The organism is Ruegeria sp. D7, assembly GCF_056534355.1.
Genome location: NZ_JBQFPG010000001.1, coordinates 489380 through 507490 on the forward strand (window position 1 = coordinate 489380; position 18111 = coordinate 507490).

Annotated in this window: 19 protein-coding genes; 6 read left to right on the forward strand and 13 right to left on the reverse strand. The window is 58.1% G+C overall.

The genetic code is table 11. From position 1 onward, the window contains the following. Positions 1–66: 66 nt before the first annotated feature. The 5 genes from ACRZ9U_RS02450 to ACRZ9U_RS02470 all read right to left on the reverse strand — a co-directional run bounded on the left by ACRZ9U_RS02450 (position 67) and on the right by ACRZ9U_RS02470 (position 4705). Positions 67–1152 (reverse strand): ABC transporter ATP-binding protein, encoded by a 1086-nt coding sequence (locus tag ACRZ9U_RS02450; RefSeq protein ID WP_170406175.1) that lies wholly within the window; start codon positions 1150–1152, stop codon positions 67–69. Between the two features lie 80 nt (positions 1153–1232). Further along, complete coding sequence (locus ACRZ9U_RS02455; protein WP_170406181.1) at positions 1233–2279, reverse strand: methyltransferase domain-containing protein; 1047 nt, start codon at positions 2277–2279, stop codon at positions 1233–1235. Between the two features lie 96 nt (positions 2280–2375). After that, positions 2376–3488: a hypothetical protein gene (locus ACRZ9U_RS02460; protein WP_170406185.1), complete on the reverse strand. Its 1113-nt coding sequence runs from the start codon at positions 3486–3488 to the stop codon at positions 2376–2378. Between the two features lie 2 nt (positions 3489–3490). Further along, positions 3491–4270 carry an SDR family oxidoreductase gene (locus ACRZ9U_RS02465; protein ID WP_170406190.1) on the reverse strand — a complete coding sequence of 260 codons (780 nt, stop codon included), beginning with the start codon at positions 4268–4270 and terminating at the stop codon, positions 3491–3493. 72 nt (positions 4271–4342) lie between these two features. After that, positions 4343–4705, reverse strand: coding sequence for a SnoaL-like domain-containing protein (locus tag ACRZ9U_RS02470; RefSeq protein ID WP_170396787.1), 363 nt, complete (start codon positions 4703–4705; stop codon positions 4343–4345). A 109-nt stretch (positions 4706–4814) separates the two neighbouring features. Between ACRZ9U_RS02470 and ACRZ9U_RS02475 the strand changes: the two genes are divergently transcribed. The 3 genes from ACRZ9U_RS02475 (at position 4815) to ACRZ9U_RS02485 (ending at position 8902) form a co-directional block, all read left to right on the forward strand. Then, positions 4815–6419, forward strand: coding sequence for a peptide chain release factor 3 (locus tag ACRZ9U_RS02475; RefSeq protein WP_170396785.1), 1605 nt, complete (start codon positions 4815–4817; stop codon positions 6417–6419). Positions 6420–6460: 41 nt separating this feature from the next. Then, positions 6461–7366, forward strand: coding sequence for a glycosyltransferase family 2 protein (locus ACRZ9U_RS02480; protein WP_170406195.1), 906 nt, complete (start codon positions 6461–6463; stop codon positions 7364–7366). A 183-nt stretch (positions 7367–7549) separates the two neighbouring features. Then, positions 7550–8902, forward strand: a complete 1353-nt coding sequence (locus tag ACRZ9U_RS02485) for a DEAD/DEAH box helicase (protein WP_480901254.1) — start codon at positions 7550–7552, stop codon at positions 8900–8902. Here the strand turns inward: ACRZ9U_RS02485 and ACRZ9U_RS02490 are convergent. From ACRZ9U_RS02490 to ACRZ9U_RS02500, 3 genes are read right to left on the reverse strand one after another with little or no spacing between them, the layout of a single operon-like run. After that, entirely contained in the window at positions 8899–9801 is a 903-nt protein-coding gene (locus tag ACRZ9U_RS02490) for a DMT family transporter (RefSeq protein WP_170406200.1), read from the reverse strand. The genes ACRZ9U_RS02485 and ACRZ9U_RS02490 overlap by 4 nt on opposite strands. 21 nt (positions 9802–9822) lie before the next feature. After that, complete coding sequence (locus tag ACRZ9U_RS02495) at positions 9823–10725, reverse strand: fatty acid desaturase (RefSeq protein ID WP_170406205.1); 903 nt, start codon at positions 10723–10725, stop codon at positions 9823–9825. After that, the gene (locus tag ACRZ9U_RS02500) at positions 10718–10921 is read right to left on the reverse strand and encodes a DUF2061 domain-containing protein (protein WP_039535902.1); all 204 of its coding nucleotides are present in this window, start codon (positions 10919–10921) and stop codon (positions 10718–10720) included. The genes ACRZ9U_RS02495 and ACRZ9U_RS02500 overlap by 8 nt, the downstream gene beginning before the upstream one ends. A gap of 108 nt (positions 10922–11029) precedes the next feature. On the opposite strand from ACRZ9U_RS02500, the gene ACRZ9U_RS02505 reads away from it, so the two are divergent. Then, positions 11030–11896 carry a helix-turn-helix domain-containing protein gene (locus ACRZ9U_RS02505; protein ID WP_170396773.1) on the forward strand — a complete coding sequence of 289 codons (867 nt, stop codon included), beginning with the start codon at positions 11030–11032 and terminating at the stop codon, positions 11894–11896. A 76-nt stretch (positions 11897–11972) separates the two neighbouring features. Then, a complete protein-coding gene (locus ACRZ9U_RS02510) occupies positions 11973–12155 on the forward strand; it encodes a hypothetical protein (RefSeq protein ID WP_170396771.1) in 183 nt (60 codons plus the stop codon). 1 nt (position 12156) lies between these two features. Here the strand turns inward: ACRZ9U_RS02510 and ACRZ9U_RS02515 are convergent, their stop codons facing one another. The 3 genes from ACRZ9U_RS02515 to bcoG all read right to left on the reverse strand — a co-directional run bounded on the left by ACRZ9U_RS02515 (position 12157) and on the right by bcoG (position 15377). Continuing rightward, the gene (locus ACRZ9U_RS02515) at positions 12157–12918 is read right to left on the reverse strand and encodes an SDR family oxidoreductase (protein WP_170406209.1); all 762 of its coding nucleotides are present in this window, start codon (positions 12916–12918) and stop codon (positions 12157–12159) included. Next, entirely contained in the window at positions 12915–14396 is a 1482-nt protein-coding gene (locus ACRZ9U_RS02520) for a carnitine 3-dehydrogenase (protein WP_480886961.1), read from the reverse strand. Before ACRZ9U_RS02520 ends, ACRZ9U_RS02515 begins: the two co-directional genes overlap by 4 nt. A gap of 63 nt (positions 14397–14459) precedes the next feature. Then, positions 14460–15377: a 3-dehydrocarnitine:acetyl-CoA trimethylamine transferase BcoG gene (bcoG, locus tag ACRZ9U_RS02525; protein ID WP_170406214.1), complete on the reverse strand. Its 918-nt coding sequence runs from the start codon at positions 15375–15377 to the stop codon at positions 14460–14462. A 131-nt stretch (positions 15378–15508) separates the two neighbouring features. Here bcoG and ACRZ9U_RS02530 point away from each other — a divergent pair, with 131 nt between their 5' ends. Beyond that, a complete protein-coding gene (locus tag ACRZ9U_RS02530; protein ID WP_170406219.1) occupies positions 15509–16495 on the forward strand; it encodes a GlxA family transcriptional regulator in 987 nt (328 codons plus the stop codon). A gap of 75 nt (positions 16496–16570) precedes the next feature. Here the strand turns inward: ACRZ9U_RS02530 and ACRZ9U_RS02535 are convergent, their stop codons facing one another. Both ACRZ9U_RS02535 and ACRZ9U_RS02540 read right to left on the reverse strand, forming a co-directional pair. Next, positions 16571–17617, reverse strand: a complete 1047-nt coding sequence (locus ACRZ9U_RS02535) for an aldo/keto reductase (RefSeq protein WP_170406224.1) — start codon at positions 17615–17617, stop codon at positions 16571–16573. A gap of 31 nt (positions 17618–17648) precedes the next feature. After that, complete coding sequence (locus tag ACRZ9U_RS02540) at positions 17649–18107, reverse strand: DNA polymerase III subunit chi (protein WP_170406227.1); 459 nt, start codon at positions 18105–18107, stop codon at positions 17649–17651. Positions 18108–18111: the final 4 nt, after the last annotated feature.

Below are 18111 nucleotides of genomic sequence, written 5' to 3' on the forward strand. Positions count from 1 at the left end.
AAGCAATGCACAAGCGCAATCTGAGGCTTTCACGCACCACTTGGATGAAAATGCAGGATTTGAGCGTCAGGCCGGGAATACAAAACACCGGTCGCGGCGAATGGTCAGCCACATGACACGGCCCTCTTTGGGCACAAAGACGTTCGGAACCGTCGCCTTCAGGATCGAGCCATCATAGTCCATGCGAAACTCGACAAGGCTTTCATTTCCCAAAAACCGAGCACGCTCAACCACGCCTCGGGCGGCAATGCCGTCTGTCGGCGTCGGCGCAGGCCCTTTGCCATTGCGGTCGAAGTCCAGCTTGACGTGCTGGGGTCGAAACACGATTTCAACATCGGTCGCGTCCGGCACACCGGGCGCAAGAAAACGGCCAAACGGAGTATGCGCCAACGCACCATTAACTTGGGCCTTCAACACATTGATATCACTAAAAAACGAAACTGCTGCCTTGTCTGCAGGCCGGGTATAGACATTGTATGGCGCCCCCTGCTGCACAATCTTGCCGCGCCGCATCAGCGCGATTTCATCAGCCATTCGCATCGCCTCGTCTGGCTCATGCGTGACCAATAGAACAGCAGCGTCCTCTTCTTTGAGGACTGCGAGCGTTTCGTCCCGAATGCCGTCGCGCAGACGGTTATCGAGGCCCGAGAACGGCTCATCCATCAGCATGATCCGCGGACGTGGGGCCAACGCACGCGCCAGAGCAACCCGCTGCTGCTCACCCCCAGATAACTGATGCGGAAATCCATCGATGAACCGCATCAGATCGACCTTGGTCAGCAGTTCCTCGACCCGCGCGCGTTTCTGCTCCTTGTTGCCTTTCAGGCCGAACGCGACGTTATCCGCCACGCTGAGATGCGGAAACAGCGCAAAATCCTGAAACATCAGCCCAATCTCGCGCCGTTCGGGCGGTACTCGGAACACCGTGTCACAGATGAGCTTGCCATCTACATAAATCTCGCCTGAGGTCTGCATTTCGACCCCCGCGATCATCCGCAAGGTGGTCGACTTTCCGCAGCCCGAAGGCCCCAGCAGGCAAGTCACCTGCCCCGCGTGCACGGTCAACGATACATCATCCACGACCGTCCGCCCGCCAAAGCGCGCAATCAGATTGCGGATTTCCAATCGAGGAGGAGTTGTCGTCACTGTCACCGATGGACCCCATTGCCTTTCCCGATCAATTCCATCGGGCTTAGGCGGGGATAACAACCCCGCCCATCAGGCGCAAGGGATCAGCAGCACCCGGTCGAGGCAGCTTCGCCCTGTACAACAAACGGGCTATCCCCGCCGCAGCCTTCGAAAATCCCGTAATGGGTCGAGAAATCGCCGATAAACTCGAAATGTCGTGCAAAACGGGTGTCTTGCAGCATCATCCACGTGTTGCCACAGACCGGGAATACTTTGCCGGCCTCGATCGTATGGTGGTCATCCAGCACAAATTCATGCGGCGCATGCGGCACTGTGCCCTTGTAGATCACAGCCTGACCGTAATCCTCGCATGCAGGTTCCAACTCCGGCAGCTTGAACAGACGGTAGGTGGCCGAAATAAAGCTCAGCGGTGCGACCCGTTCTTCCAGAATTGGGTTCTCGATGGTCAAAGGCCGATGCGTCAACCGACGGGGATCGCTGAACCCGACCGCACGCGACATCGACAGAAAATCGTTCCAATAGAGCGCACCCGACAGGCATTCGCCATACAGGATCTCATCCTCGGCCATCGCCTTGGGCACCCGGCGATCGGCGTAGACGTCCGAGAAATACATCTCTCCGCCCTCTTTTAGCAGCCGATGCGTACCACGCAGCACAGCAGCCTTGTCGGTCGCCAGATTGATCACGCAGTTTGAGACGATGATATCGAACGATCCCGGTTCGAGGTCCAGCTCATCCAGCTTTTCGATATAGCCGTGGTGAAACTCGACATTGCTGGCCGAATGTCCGAATGCCTTCGCGTGATGGTCCTGATGCGCGCGCGCCACGTCGAGCTGCTCAGGCGTCATGTCAACGCCGACAACACGGCCCTTTTCACCGACCATCGCGGATAAAGCATACACATCGCGCCCCGCACCACAGCCCAGATCCAGGATACGCATTCCCTCCAGATCCAACGGAGCAATCAGCCCGCATCCATAGTAACGTGTCAGCACATCATCATGAATTTGCGACAGAATTTTCTTGAAGTGATCCGGCATATCATCCGGAGTACAGCAGGCATTTGTTTGCAAATCCGCGCTGCCTTGCAACACCTCACCATAGTAGTTCTGCACAGCCTCGTGCTTCATCGGGGCAATCCTTTTGTCACTGGTCTTTTGCAGCTAGTGCAGCAATCCACACCACGCAATCCACCAGCGCCCGATCTGACGAAACCGTGACAGGGCTCAGGCGAGCAGGTCGAAATCCACGCCTGCGTGCACGCGGCCGTTCACTTGAATCTCTAACCGATGCGGCCCAGGAACCAACTTGAATGTTGTTGCATTGCCCTTCAGCTTGTGCCGCTTTCTAAGTGTCAACTGACCACCTGTAAGCTCGGCCTGTTTCAACTTGTGAACCTTGGGTGAGATCTTTCCGCCAGGTCGTTGGAAATGAACGATATAGTCGACCAAGACTGGCTGATCTTCTGCGCCGCTTAGGCGGATTTCAAACTCCAGCGCTTCACCAATCCGGGCCGGACCGTTTACCTGAATCTCAACCGCAATATCTGCATCGGGATCGTATCCAAGCACCTTCATCGCCTTGGGATGCCCAGATTTCACAAGGCCTCGTAGTGCATGAGATGTCATCCAGTTCAGTTCGTCCTTGTCCTGCCGCCCTGTCTCGCCCCAGCTACGCAGACGTTCCAGCACCAGATCGGGGTCTTTCTTGGTGATATCATTCAGATGATTGGCGACCGAGCGCGTCACATAGCGCGTCCGATCCCCGTGCAACCGGTCCAATAACGGCAATGGGTCTGACATTGCCAAGCCAACGGCCTGCCCCCACGGTAAACGCGGCCGCGTGCCCTCGCTGACCAGACGACGCACGTGATAGCTGGGATGCGTGCACCAAGCCTGCATCCGCGCCATGACCAGTTCGGAGTGGTGATTGAGGAACGGGCGGATCGCCCATTCCATCGAAAATCTCTGGGTCAGCTCTTCGAATACATCCAGCGCCAAAGCGGGATGATCCAGGCCGATCGTACAAACCCAATCACCCAAGGGCGCAAAGATAAAGTCTCCGAAGTCATCATCACTTTTGGCGGGGTCCAGCGGAGGTGGCAGCGCCCGCAGAATGACCGGTGCCACTGCCGGCAAATCGCCGGGCACCGATTCTTGCAGACACTCTGCAATCCACGCCATACGCTCTTTCAATTCAAGCTCGGGCAAACGCGACATCACTTTCGCCGCGAATGCTTCTTCCTTGAAATCGGAATCAACCTTGGCGAACAAGCCCGCAAGAAAGCTTACCTTTTCCGCGTTGAACAACTGATCTTTCAGAGAAAAGTTCTGTGCCATACCTACATCGTCAGATTGGTGCCACCACCGTCCAGCAAAATGTTCTGCCCGACAATGAACCCGGCGTGTTGCGAGCATAGAAACGCGCAGGTCGCCCCAAACTCTTCCCTCGTGCCATAGCGTCTCGCTGGGATGGTTGCAGCGCGTTCAGCCCGTGCCTCGGCCATCGAAATACCTTTCTGCTCTGACACCCCGCCATCCAGCGCGTTCGCGCGGTCTGTGGCGTGGATACCTGGCAGCAGATTATTGATCGTCACGCCATGTGGTGCCACCTGGCGCGATGTGCCCGCAACATAGCCGGTTAATCCAGTTCGCGCCGCATTCGACAGGCCCAGCACCGCAATCGGTGCGCGTACCGACTGCGAGGTGATATTCACCACGCGACCCCAGCCCTTATCCATCATGCCCGGCAGCAGAGCCTTCATGAAAGCAATGGGTGTCAGCATATTGGCATCCAGCGCTTTGATGAAATCATCACGCTCCCAGTCCGACCACATGCCGGGCGGAGGGCCACCCGCGTTTGTGACAAGGATATCAGCACCCTGCGCAGCGCTTATCACCTCGGCCTGACCCTCTGGTGTGGTAACATCACAAGCCACTGTCTGCACGGCAACGCCATATAATGATCGCAAACGCGTGGCTTCGGCCTCCAACGTTTCGGCTCCGCGCGCGTTCATCACAAGATCGACGCCGGCTTCGGCCAACGCCTCAGCACAGCCCAATCCCAAGCCTTTGCTGCTGGCACAAACCAGCGCGCGTTTTCCGCGAATTCCCATGTCCATTCTGGCCCTCCCTATCTTCGGCACACATCTAACATCGGCCCGGCAAAGAAGGCCAGAATGGGATCTTGCGGATTAATAAAAGAACTCTTCACGCACGATCTTGCCATCGGCGACGTGATAAACACCGACCTCACGCATATCAAAGCTCTCACCGGTTTCTTTCACCTTGCCCTGCACTTCAAAGATCACGGCAAAGCGGTCGTCACCATGCGGGTACGGGCCACTGACGGACGCGCCCGATACTTCATGAGCGCCTTCCCACCATTCGTGCTTGCCACGAATGGCTTCCAATCCGTGCGTCTCGCGCCCCATGCCCGCAAAATCCTGTCCCTCAACAGAAACAGCATCCGAGGCATAAAGCTTCTCGAGGTTTTCCTTGGCCCGGTTCTCGCGGCATCCAGCAACCAGTTCGTCTGCGATTTCTTTCAAATTCATTGGTCCACTCCATATTTTGTTCACTATATGTTCTTATTGCCATAGCCACATGATTCGAACCAGCCCCTTTGTCTTGCCTCGGCAGGATTCCCCGCCTATACGCGCGAATATGCTTGATACCTCGAACCAACCCACCCTGCCGCCCGAGATCGCTCGTCGCCGGACCTTCGCTATCATCTCGCACCCGGATGCGGGCAAGACAACGCTGACGGAAAAGTTTCTGCTGTACGGCGGCGCGATCCAGATGGCTGGACAGGTACGGGCCAAGGGTGAGGCACGGCGGACGCGGTCGGACTTTATGCAGATGGAGAAAGATCGCGGTATCTCGGTCTCAGCCTCGGCCATGTCATTCGACTACGGGAACTTCCGGTTCAATCTTGTGGACACACCCGGCCACTCGGATTTCTCCGAAGACACCTATCGCACCCTGACAGCCGTAGACGCCGCCGTCATGGTCATTGACGGTGCGAAAGGTGTGGAAAGCCAGACGCAGAAACTGTTCGAGGTCTGCCGCCTGCGCGATCTGCCGATCCTGACCTTCTGTAACAAGATGGACCGCGAAAGCCGGGATACGTTCGAGATCATCGACGAAATTCAGGAAATGCTGGCGATCGACGTCACGCCAGCCGCGTGGCCTATCGGTGTGGGTCGCGATTTCATCGGCTGCTACGACATGCTGCGCGACCGGCTTGAGCTGATGGACCGCGCCGACCGCAACAAGGTGGCCGAAAGCATCCAAATCAATGGTCTGGATGACCCTAAGCTGGCCGAGCATGTGCCCGCTGAATTGCTCGACAAGCTGCTGGAAGAGGTTGAGATGGCACGCGAATTGCTGCCCAAGCTCGACCCTCAGGCGGTGCTTGAGGGGCACATGACCCCGATCTGGTTTGGTTCGGCCATCAACTCGTTTGGCGTCAAGGAACTGATGGAGGGTATCGGCGCCTATGGTCCGCAGCCGCAGGTTCAGTCGGCTGAGCCCCGTCAGATCGCGCCCGATGAAAAGAAGGTCGCCGGTTTCGTGTTCAAGGTGCAGGCCAATATGGACCCCAAACACCGCGACCGGGTGGCATTTGTCCGCATGGCCTCGGGCCATTTCAAACGCGGCATGAAGCTAACGCATGTGCGATCGAAGAAACCGATGGCAATATCGAACCCCGTGCTGTTCCTCGCCTCTGATCGTGAACTGGCCGAGGAAGCCTGGGCCGGTGATATCATCGGCATTCCCAACCACGGTCAGTTGCGCATCGGTGACACGCTGACCGAAGGCGAGGCGATCCGGGTGACCGGCATCCCCTCCTTCGCACCGGAATTGCTGCAAACGGTGCGCGCGGGTGACCCATTGAAGGCCAAGCATCTGGAAAAGGCCCTGATGCAGTTTGCCGAGGAAGGTGCCGCGAAGGTTTTCAAACCCTCAATCGGGTCAGGATTCATCGTAGGCGTCGTCGGTGCGCTGCAATTCGAGGTGCTCGCCAGCCGGATTGAGATGGAATACGGCCTGCCTGTGCGGTTTGAGGCGTCTCAGTTCACCTCGGCCCGTTGGGTCAGTGGCAACAAGGTTGAGATCGACAAATTCGTCAACGCCAACAAGCAGCATATTGCCCATGATCACGATGGAGATATCGTCTATCTGACGCGGCTGCAGTGGGACATCGACCGGGTCGTCCGCGATTATCCCGAGCTGAGCCTGACCGCGACGAAGGAAATGATGACCTGACGGACTCTGCGGGCAATCCAGAAGTGACCACATGGGGGATTGTGTCCACGATCCGCGCCCCACGTGAGGATATTCTGCGCTTTGCCGCCCATCACCTCGATATCGGCGCGGACCGGATTCACATCTTTCTGGACGAGCCGGTCCAGGGGGACATCTCAGCCCTGCGCGAGCATCCCCGGATCCGGGTGCGTACCTGCGATGCGGCGTTCTGGAAGCGTCGCAGGCGTGAGAGGCCGGACAAACATCAGGTTCGCCAATCCTCGAATGCGAATTTGATCTACAACAGGACTGATCTGGACTGGGTCGCACATATCGATGTCGATGAGTTTTTGTGGCCAATGTCCCCGATCCCCGACCTGCTGCGCGACATTCCCGATGACATCCCCGCCGTCCGCGTCCGCCCGATTGAGGCGCTGGCGGGTGGCCAGGACCTCTACAAAGCGTTCATTCCCGAAGGTCAGAATCGACAAGCGCTGGTCGAAGCGCTCTATCCCAATTTCGGCACTTACGTTCTGGCCGGTTTCATGAGCCACATTCAGGGCAAACTGTTCGTACGCGGCGGTTTGAAAAAACTGAGCGACCGTATCCACAACCTCTATCAGCACGGTGAGTTTCTGCCAGTCAGAACCGAGCTTCCTCAGATCGATCTGTGTCATCGCCACGCCCCGGATTGGGAGCATTGGCTGGCGCATTATCGTTTCCGCCTCGAACGCGGCTCGTACCAGGCCAGCCCGGATCGCCCGCGAAAGATCGGTGCGCTAGACAGGTACGAATTGATCACCCTTCTGGAGACCGAATACGGGCTCGATGGCCTGCGGGAATTTTACGATGAAATCAGCGCTGCTGACCCGGAAGTGCTGGAACGGCTTGAGGATAACGACATGATCCGTCACCGGCCGCTTGATCTGGACCAAAAAGTCGCGAAACACTTTCCCGGAACCATCTGAATTGTTGCGGAAATCCTTGTTACCGGCAGATTTGCCACGGATTAAACCGACTTCATTTGACCCTGCCCCACGTTTTTGTTATGCCCGCGCCACAGCCGAAACGCGCATGGGGCGCATGGCCATCCGGGCCCGGCATTTTCAGACGCGCGGGCCAGGTCTAGTGTCCGCTTGAACCGGACATACATGACAAAGTTTAACGAACTGAACCTGAACCCGAAGGTCCTCAAAGCAATTGAGGAAGCCGGATACGAAACTCCGACCCCGATCCAGGAAGGCGCAATTCCAGCCGCGCTGGAAGGGCGCGATGTTCTGGGGATCGCCCAAACCGGCACCGGCAAAACCGCCAGCTTCACCCTGCCGATGATCACATTGCTGGCCCGTGGGCGCGCCCGCGCACGTATGCCACGCTCGCTGGTCTTGTGCCCGACGCGGGAACTGGCAGCGCAGGTGGCCGAGAATTTCGATACCTACGCCAAGCACCTCAAGCTGACCAAAGCACTGTTAATCGGTGGCGTTTCCTTCAAGGAACAGGATGCTCTGATTGACCGCGGTGTTGACGTGCTGATTGCCACTCCGGGCCGTCTGCTGGATCATTTCGAACGCGGGAAGCTGCTTCTGACAGGCGTTCAGATCATGGTGGTGGACGAAGCTGACCGGATGCTCGACATGGGCTTCATTCCTGACATCGAGCGCATCTTCTCGCTGACGCCATTCACCCGCCAGACGCTGTTCTTCTCGGCCACCATGGCGCCCGAGATCGAACGGATCACCGATACTTTCCTGTCGGCCCCCACCCGGGTCGAAGTTGCGCGTCAGGCCACCGCTTCGGAAACCATCGAACAAGGCGTAGTGATGTTCAAAGGTGGTCGCCGGGATCGTGAGGCCAGCCAGAAACGCAAAACCCTGCGCGCATTGATCGATGCCGAGGGTGACAAATGCACCAACGCCATCATCTTCTGCAATCGCAAGACCGATGTAGATATCTGCGCCAAGTCGCTGAAGAAATACGGCTATAACGCCGCCGCGATCCATGGCGATCTGGATCAGTCGCAGCGGATGAAAACACTGGACGGATTCCGCGATGGATCACTGCGGCTGCTGGTGGCTTCGGACGTTGCTGCGCGGGGTCTGGATATCCCCTCGGTCAGCCACGTGTTCAACTTCGATGTTCCCGGCCATGCCGAAGATTATGTCCACCGCATCGGCCGCACGGGCCGTGCCGGACGCGAAGGCAAGGCAATCACGATCTGCTCGGGCCGCGATGAAAAGGCGCTGGCCGCGATCGAGAGCCTGATCCAGAAGGACATTCCGCGCATCGACAAACCGGTCAAGGCCGATGAGCCCAAGCCCGAGGCGCCAAAGCCAGAGAAGAAGGCCAAAGCGTCGGACAACAAAAAGAGCGAGAGCCGCAAAGAGCGAGAGCCCAAAACCCGTGGTCGTGGGCGTCGCGACGATGGCGGGCCAGCAGTTGTAGGCATGGGGGATCACCTCCCCAGCTTTATCGCTCTCAGCTTTGATGAGCGTCGCGCTGGCTAGATTGTCAGCACAAGCGCCAGTATCGACAAGCCAAGCAACGTCATCCCGGCGATCTCGCGCCGGGTGATGGTTTCACGGAAAAACAGCAGCGATGCGAACAGGCTGAGGATCAGTTCGATCTGACCCAAGGCCTTTACATAGGCTGCGTTCTGCAACGTGAAGGCGAAGAACCAGCAAAACGAACCACAGAGGCTGGTCAGGCCGACAAAAACACCGGTCCGGCGAGTCTCCCACACCGCGCGCAGCTCGGCCCTGTCTCGCCAAAGCAGCCACAGCCACATGCTGAGAAACTGAAACGTTACCACGACGGCAAGTGTCACAAGTGCCCGGAACCACGCATCGATGTCGCCCAATTGCAAAGAGGCGCCGCGATAGCTGACCGAGGAGAATGCGAATAACACGCCTGACCCCAGTCCAAGACGCGAGGCTTTGTTTGTCAGATGTTGCCACCAAGCGCCGCTGCCTCCGGGCGTTTTTGACAATAACAGGACGGCCAGCAACCCAAGCAGAATTGCCCCCAGCGCCCCGGTAGAGACCTGATCGCCGAGGACAAGGAACCCCACAATAGCGGTTTGAATCACCTCAGTTTTCTTAAACGTAATCCCTACCGCAAAGTTGCGCTGCTTGAACAATGCCACAACGCAGATCGTGGCCAATATCTGTGTGGTCCCACCGATGACAGCAAATATCCAGAACTTCGCCGTCAGCGCTGGCAGTTCGTACCCTGTCGCGGCCAAAGCAATGAAAAGCCCCAGCAAGGCCAATGGCATGGAATAGGCGAATCGTGCAAATGTCGCCCCGGCAGCCGAAAGCTTCACGCTGCTCAGGGATTTCTGCAGCATGAACCGCACCGTCTGGAACGATGCGGCCGCGATGGTGACGGGAATCCATAAACTCATGGCTTCCCTTCTGTCGTTAAATCAAGGCTTTGGCCAGAGCGGATGCGCCACTGGATCCTTGGCGCGCCAGAAATACTCTCGGAATATCTGCCCGTACGAACGGTAGACATAAGCCTCGTTACAGGCCAAGTATCTTTCCTTGCCCGTGCGGTAGAGTGCAGGCAATCGGTACCAAGGTGCTGATGGGTTCATATGATGAACGACGTGCAAGTTATTGTTCAAAAACAGAAATGCAAGGATGCCACGGTCTTCTACGATCACTGTGCGCGCGCGCGATTTCTCATGCGCGCGGTGTTCCAGGAATGTGCGAATCTTGACCAAACCCAACCCGATATATGCTGAAAGGGCGAAGGCCCAGATCGGCATTTGCGAAAGCGCGACGATCCAAAGAGTCGCGACAACGCCGGGCATGTGCAGCGCCCATGCCAACAAAATCGCCCGATCTCCGCGAAGTGCACCACGCAGTTCATCTCGCGAGAACGCAACCTGCCCAATTGCAGGCCCCAGTACCATCCGCCCCAGCAGAGTGTTGTTCACTTGATACATCCGCCTCTGCCAACCGGACAGAGACGCCCAGACCTGTGGGTCAAGATAGTTGGTCTCAGGGTCATCGTAGGGATCGGTTAGGTTCGCGTCACAGTGATGCGCCAGATGCAGGTCCCGAAACCGATTGTAGGGAATGAACAAAGTCAGCGGCATCGCCATCAGCGCCTCATTCAGCCACTTCTGGCGAAAGGGATGCCCGTGCAAAGCCTCATGGGTCAGCGAGGAATGCAGCGCAGCCACCAGCCCCATGAACGGGATCGCAACCCAAAGCGATATGCCTGCCAACCAGAAAATCGCACCAAGCCAAGCGGAATAACACGCGATAATCAGGGCAAATGTCGCCCATTCGGGAGATTTGGGTGTGACCGGCTCAGCCATTGCGGCCCCACGAAATTCCGGCCCAGATACGCTCGTAAATCACATACATGGTCAAACCAATGGCCGTATTGACCAGTGCAACCATCCCTCCAAGTGCTGCTGAACCCGTGGCGATCAAACCAACCAGCGTCATCATCGCCAGCCCCATCGCATTCCACACCAGCGCCTTCACGACCGACCTGCGTCGCGTTTCCATTCCAGACCCCATTCTTATTTTTGTAACACCAGCGTTACAGACAGACCCAAGGGTCGTGAATTCTGAATATGATTAACAATTCTCACCAAAGGTGATATTAATCACCACATGATTGATAAAATCGACAAACGGGATCGCGCCCTGCATTTTCGCCAGCGCCTGGCCCGAGCGATGCAAGAGCGCAACGTCAGCCAAAGCGCCCTGGCACGCAGCATCGGGGTTGACCGATCTACCGTTTCGCAATTGCTGACCGGGGCGGGGGCACGCCTTCCGAATGCTCATGTTGTCGGCAGCTGCGCCTCGGCGCTTGGGGTTTCCGCCGATTGGCTTCTTGGGCTTTCCAACCGACCCGAAAGCGCGGCAGAACTATTGGCCAGTTCCCTCACCCTAACCGAGGCCGCCCGGGCATTGGTTGATGAGCGCATTTTTGAATGGCATCAAGAGGCCGCCGGCTACAAGATACGCTACGTTCCGGCTACCCTGCCCGACATGCTCAAGACCCGCGCCGTGCTTGAATGGGAATACGCTCCGCATCTGGGCCGTACTGCAGATCAAGCCATTGGCGCCTCGGCAGACCGGCTGGCATGGATGCGCAGCGCCCAGTCCGACTATGAGATTGCCATGCCGTTGTACGAGCTTCACAGCTTTGCCTATGCCACCGGTTACTACGAGGGACTACCGCTTCAGGTCCGGTTGGATCAGATCGATCACCTGCTGTCGGTGTGCGAGCAGCTTTATCCACGTCTGCGCATCTATCTATTTGATGCAAAACGTCTTTACTCTGCCCCCGTCACGATATTCGGCCCACTTCTTTGCGTGTTCTATGCCGGAAGCCACTACATGGCTTTCCGAGACCGCGACCGGATTGAGGTCTTTACGCTCCATTTCGACCGGCTGGTTCGAGAGGCGGATATGACCGCGCGTGATTTTCCGGACCATCTGCAGCAATTGCGCTCAGAAATCTCTCAGACATGACCTGGGCTGAAAGCTGTAGTATAGTCACTTGGCGCGAAACTACAGACATTCCGATCTGAGATGGAGGATGACGGGAATGGACGCACTCAAAACCGCTGAATACGCACGTGCCCTTTATACGGCCCATGGCGATCGGGCCGAAGCCGAAGCTGCGCAGAAAATGCGCGAATGCGAAGCCGCCGGAAATCAGCAGGAGGCGCAGGACTGGCAAGCCGTCCGCAGCGCCATCCGCCAGATTCGGGGGCCAAATCAGGGCTGATTCACAGTTTCGGGTCAGGATTGACCGTATGGCCATCCACCGCGATTACCTGACCCGACACCAGCCTCGCTGCATCTGAAGCCAGGAATACAGCCATGTTCGCAATGTCCTGCGCCTCTACAAAGCGGCCCATGGACGTGCCCGAGGCATAGCCGTGGTAAACCTGATCCCGGGTCATGCCCTTGGCATCGGCCTCGCGCTGCAGCACGCCCTCCATTCGTGGACCTTCGACCGAACCCGGGCAGATCACATTGCAGCGGATACCGTGCGGCCCAAGCTCCATCGCCAGCGTTTTGCCTAATCCCACCATGCCCCACTTGGCCGCCGCATACGGCGCGCGGTTGGGGTATCCGTACTGGCCTGCAGTCGATGAAGTGATCAAGATCGCGCCGCTGCGTTGCTGTTTCATCAGAGGTGCGGCGTATTTAGAGCACAAAAATGACCCCTCTAGATTGATGGAAAGGCATGACCTCCAATCCGTCAAGGAAACGTCCTCAACTGCTGCGGTGGGACCCGCTATCCCCGCATTCGCACAGAGCACATCAAGCCCGTCCCATTCGGTCTCAAGGTCGGTAAACGCAGCCGCGACAGCATCCTCATCCGACACATCAAGCTGGCTTTGCTTCCAATGCGCCGGGCAATCCGCCAACGCATCCGCATCAACATCCGCAACCCAGACCTGAGCCCCGGCAGCATCAAACGCTTCAGCCATGGCCCTGCCGACGCCAGAGGCGCCTGCGGTAATCAAGACCCGGCTGCTCATGCGGGCTTGCGGATCGCCGCGCCCGCGCCTTCGGGATAAGGCAACCCGGCCTGCGCCTCGGCAACCCGTGCCATCGCGGCCTCGATCTCGGGTGAAGGTGGGCTGGGGCGTCGGGTCTCAAGGCTGACATGCAGAAGAAAGCTTTCGCCTGTGGCCAACAGCGTTTCACCCTCGTACATGCTGTGGAAGACATGCAGCTTCTTGCCCTGCCCTAACAGCATCTGCGTACGGCATTCGATCCGCGACCCCGCATGGGTCTCCTGCATGTAACGGATGTGATTTTCGGCAGTGAAATAGCTGCCGCCTGTCGCGATATACTCCATATCGCAGCCAATGATTTCCATGAAACGATCCGTGGCCGCTGCAAAGGCCTCCAGATATTTAGCTTCATTCATGTGGCCATTGTAGTCGGTCCAATCCAGCGGAACGGCGCGCGACAGCGTGAGGATCGGCTGGCTCAGATCCGCCTCGTCCAGCGTCGGCAGCGCTCCGGGCTTCAAGGCCGCATCATGCTGGTTCAATACCGCCCCTGCACCATAGTTCTGGGCCTTCAGCGCCCGCATCATACCAACGAGGTTATTGTCCCGGATACGCTCCAACTCGCGGATCGAGTACTTGCCAGACTGCGCATCCGACTGATCCGCAATCATGTCGACCAACTCATCGGTGAACTCAGGCACATCCATCAGTTTGGTCCAGGGCCATTTCAGCGCTGGGCCGAACTGAGCCATGAAATGCCGCATCCCGGCCTCTCCACCGGCCACGCGATAGGTTTCGAACAGTCCCATCTGGGCCCAACGGATACCAAAACCCATGCGGATGGATTCATCGATCTCTTCGGTCGTTGCGATGCCGTCTTTCACCAGCCAAAGCGCCTCGCGCCACACCGCCTCGAGGAACCGGTCAGCAATATGCGCGTCGATTTCCTTCCTGATGTGCAGCGGGAAGAACCCCACTGAGGTCAAAAGATCTTTGGCCCGCGCGATCAAGTCAGGTGAATTCTTGTCGGTCGGAACCAGTTCGATCAGTGGTAACAGGTAGACCGGGTTGAACGGGTGGGTCACCACGATCTGCTCGGGTCGCATCGCGCCTTCTTGTAACTCCGAGGGCTTGAACCCGCTGGTCGAGGACCCGATGATTGCATCTGGATCACAAGCCCCCTGCAAGCTCTTGTAAACCTTCAGCTTCAGATCGAGCCTTTCCGGTACGCTCTCCTGAATCCAGATCGCACCCTGAACTGCCTCACCGAGATCGTCATGAAAGCTCAGCGTCCCTTCGGGCGGCAGAGGTACATCGCTCAACCCCGGCAAAGAACGGCGCGCGTTATCTAACACCTCACCGATCTTCCTCTCGGCTTCAGGGTCGGGATCGTATACTCGAACATCCCATCCGTTCAGCAGGAACCGGGCAGCCCACCCGCCACCAATCACACCGCCTCCGATGATTGCTGCTGTTTTTGCTTGCTGTTCTTTGCCCACGATCCGCCTCTTCATCTGGCCAAAAATATCTCGGGGGTTTGGGGGCTGGCCCCCAATCCGCGACTACTTCGCAACCGGAGCCCGCTTAGTAAGCCCCAACTTTTCACGTACTTCCTGCGGCCCGATCACCCGCGCGCCCATGTTTTCGATGATGCTGCCTGCACGCTCGACCAACTGCCAGTTTTCGGCCAGAACACCCTTTTCCAGCCACAGGTTGTCCTCCAGCCCGACGCGCACATTGCCGCCCGCCAGAACCGAGGCCGCGACATACGCCATCTCATTGCGCCCCAGCGAAAACGCGCTGAACGTCCAGTCATCCGGCACATTGTTCACCATCGCCATAAAGGTGTTGAGATCATCCGGAGCCCCCCACGGCACCCCCATACATAGCTGGACCAGAGCGTTCGGTTCCAGAACACCCTCTTTCACCAGCTGCTTGGCGAACCACAGATGGCCGGTGTCGAAGGCCTCGATCTCGGGCTTCACACCCAGATCGGTCATCATCTGCCCCATCGCCCGCAAGGCGCCGGGCGTATTGGTCATCACATAGTCGGCCTCGGCAAAGTTCATCGTGCCACAATCCAGAGTACAGATTTCAGGCAAGCACTCCGCTACATGTGCAACACGTTCAGTGGCACCAACCAGATCGGTTCCAGCCTCAGCCAGCGGCAGAGGGTTCTCGACACTTCCAAACACCATATCTCCGCCCATGCCCGCCGTCAGGTTCAGAACCGCGTCTACTTCGGCATCGCGAATGCGGTCCGTGACTTCACGGTACAGCGCCAGATCGCGTGAAGGCGCACCGGTCGCGGGGTCGCGCACATGGCAGTGCACCACGGCCGCACCGGCTTTCGCTGCAGCAATTGCACTATCGGCAATCTGCTTCGGCGAACGCGGCACATGTGGGCTGCGATCCTGTGTCCCGCCCGAGCCGGTGACGGCACAGGTGATAAAGACTTCGCGGTTCATTTCCAAAGGCATGGCGTTATCCCCAGCTTATACCCGGTTTTACCGTGGGTTTCCCCAGGCTTCTCCCCGGATTCCGATTTGCGTCAACGCCAACTCTGACGCAGCCTTGAGGGAACCACTTAGCAAAATGCGAATCAGACTTGATGAAATCCGCAAAAAACATACTGCAGCCCGAACATCGCGCCCTGAAAACGGCGGTGCTGGTGCTGGACGAATGCAACACACTCAGCTTCGCGGCCGCCGTCGATCCGATGCGTGCTGCCAACCGACTGGCGGATCGGCCCGCTTTTGATTGGGACTACGTCACGGCAACCGCAGAACCCGCGTTGCTGACCAGCGCTCTGAATGTGCAGGGCATTCCCCTGGCCCGGTTGCAGGGCTGCGATCTGTTGATCGTCGTTGCCGGATTCCAATTGGCCCGTCACGCGACGCCCAGCCTGCTCGCCGGGCTCCGCAGGATCGCGGCCACCGGTGCAACAATCGCCGGGATCGATGGCGGCCCCTGGTTGCTGGCTGAGGCTGGATTGCTCGACGGTCACGCGGCGACGACCCATTGGGAGGATTTGGAGAACTTCGCTGCGCGCTTTCCCAATGTCGATGTGCGCCCTGACCGATTTACCGTCTCCGATACACGCCTAACCTCTGGCGGCGCCGTCCCGGCGATCGATATGATGCTCCATATTATTGCTGCACGTCATGGCGCGGGCTTTGCCGCCCGCGTGTCCGGGCTATTCCTCTATGAAGGTGCGTCTCAGCCCTCAAAACCACAAAGCCGCACCGGTGCGCCGCACCGTCACACCGCGCTCACAGCCAAAGCCAACTCATTGATGGAATCCTCACTGGACGACCCCCTATCCCTTGCGCACATCGCCGATAGACTCGGCACTAGTACGCGCACCCTGCAGCAGCAGTTCCGCCTGCGCCTGAATACAACTCCACAGGATCATTACCTGCAACTCAGACTGGCCGAGGCCCGCCGTCTGGTTACCGATACCGACCTGCCGCTGATGGACGTGGCGCTGGCCACCGGCTTCGCCTCGCAATCCAGCTTCGCGCGCGCGTTCCGAACCGCCCACGGCCTCACGGCTCGCGACCTCAGGCAAGACCGTGCGCAACCCACCCATCACTGACGCGATCCAACTTCATCTGGCCTAAAATACCTCGGGGGAGTCGCCAAAAGCGACGGGGGCAGAGCCCCCATCCCTTCAATATGGCATCGGAAACGCCCGGTGCGCCGCACTGATCTCGGCCATCACTTCGGACGACAGCTTCAAATCCTTACCCGCCAGAATATGTTCTAGCTGCGCTACATTTGTCGCGCCAAAGATGGTTGAGGCCATGAAAGGACGGCTGCAACACCACGCCAGTGACATGTGGATCGGGTCCAGCCCATGCCGCGCGGCAACATCCAGATAAGCAGCCACGGCATCAAAAACGCGATCTGTTTTACGCCCGCCCATATTCGGCACCAGCGCCATGCGTGATCCTTCTGGAACAACACCCCCTTGATATTTCCCAGTCAGGAAACCTGCCGCCAACGGTGAGAATGATAGTAACCCGACATCTTCCAGAAGACACAATTCAGCCAGGTCGGTATCGAATAACCGGCAGAGCAAAGAATATTCGTTCTGGATCGACGCGACCCGAGGTCCACTAACCTCATCTGATGCCCGCAACCACTGAGCGGTACCCCAAGCGCTTTCATTCGACAGACCAAAGGCGCGGATATTGCCCTTGTCCACCTGCGCCTGCAGAGCGATCAGGCTTTCGCGCATCTCGTCCATAATCTCGTCCCGGTTGTGACCCGAGGGTGCATAGTCCCAGTTCTGTCGGAACATGTAGCTGCCACGATTTGGCCAGTGGAACTGATAGAGATCTATACAGTCAGTCTGTAGACGACGCAGTGAACCCTCTATCGCCTCAGGTATGGTCTCTTTCGAGATTGGGGCGCCATTGCGCGCATGCACGAACCCTTCACCAGAGTGTTTCGTGGCCAGCACATAGTCACCGCGCCGCGAAGGATTGGCGGCATTCCAATTGCCAAGAATCTCTTCGGTCCGCCCGACCGTCTCTGCCGAGATCGGGTTCACCGGATACATCTCAGCCGCGTCGACAAAGTTGATCCCACCCGCAAGCGCCATGTCCATCTGGCGGTGCGCCTCAGTTTCCGAGGTCTGAGTACCAAAGGTCATTGTCCCAAGACATAAATCCGACACCATGATCCCGGTGCGGCCCAAAGGCTTCATATCCATTTGAAATCTCCTAAAATATATTTGTGGCCGATCAAGCCTCGGCCTTTTTCTCCCATCGCCCGGATTCCTCGGACCAATATTGTGCCGAACATCCCGCCCCGGTCAGAGCCTTCCACTGCCCGCGCGCATGTTGAACCGCCTCCGGATCATTCCCGTCGAACAGAATGCAGACACGCTCCATGGTCGAAACTTCCTCCGCCTCAACCGTTGCCCCATCGACAGCCATCACACAGGTCACGCCATTTGCGGCCCCTTGGCCGGTCGTCAGCAGAACGGGCTGTGCCGCGTCGTGCGGGCCACCTTCGCGGCCATGCGGCAGGAACCCGTCCTCAGGTCCCAGCCACAATTTCTCATCCAGCCAGTCCATCCGCACAGGGTCGATACCCCGCACGGCAATCCGCCACCCGGCCTGTCGTGCCTTGTCGAGCAGCACAGGCAATGTGTGCTCTAACGGCTGGCGGGTCAGGTGATAGAAATAGACGGCACCCATGCGC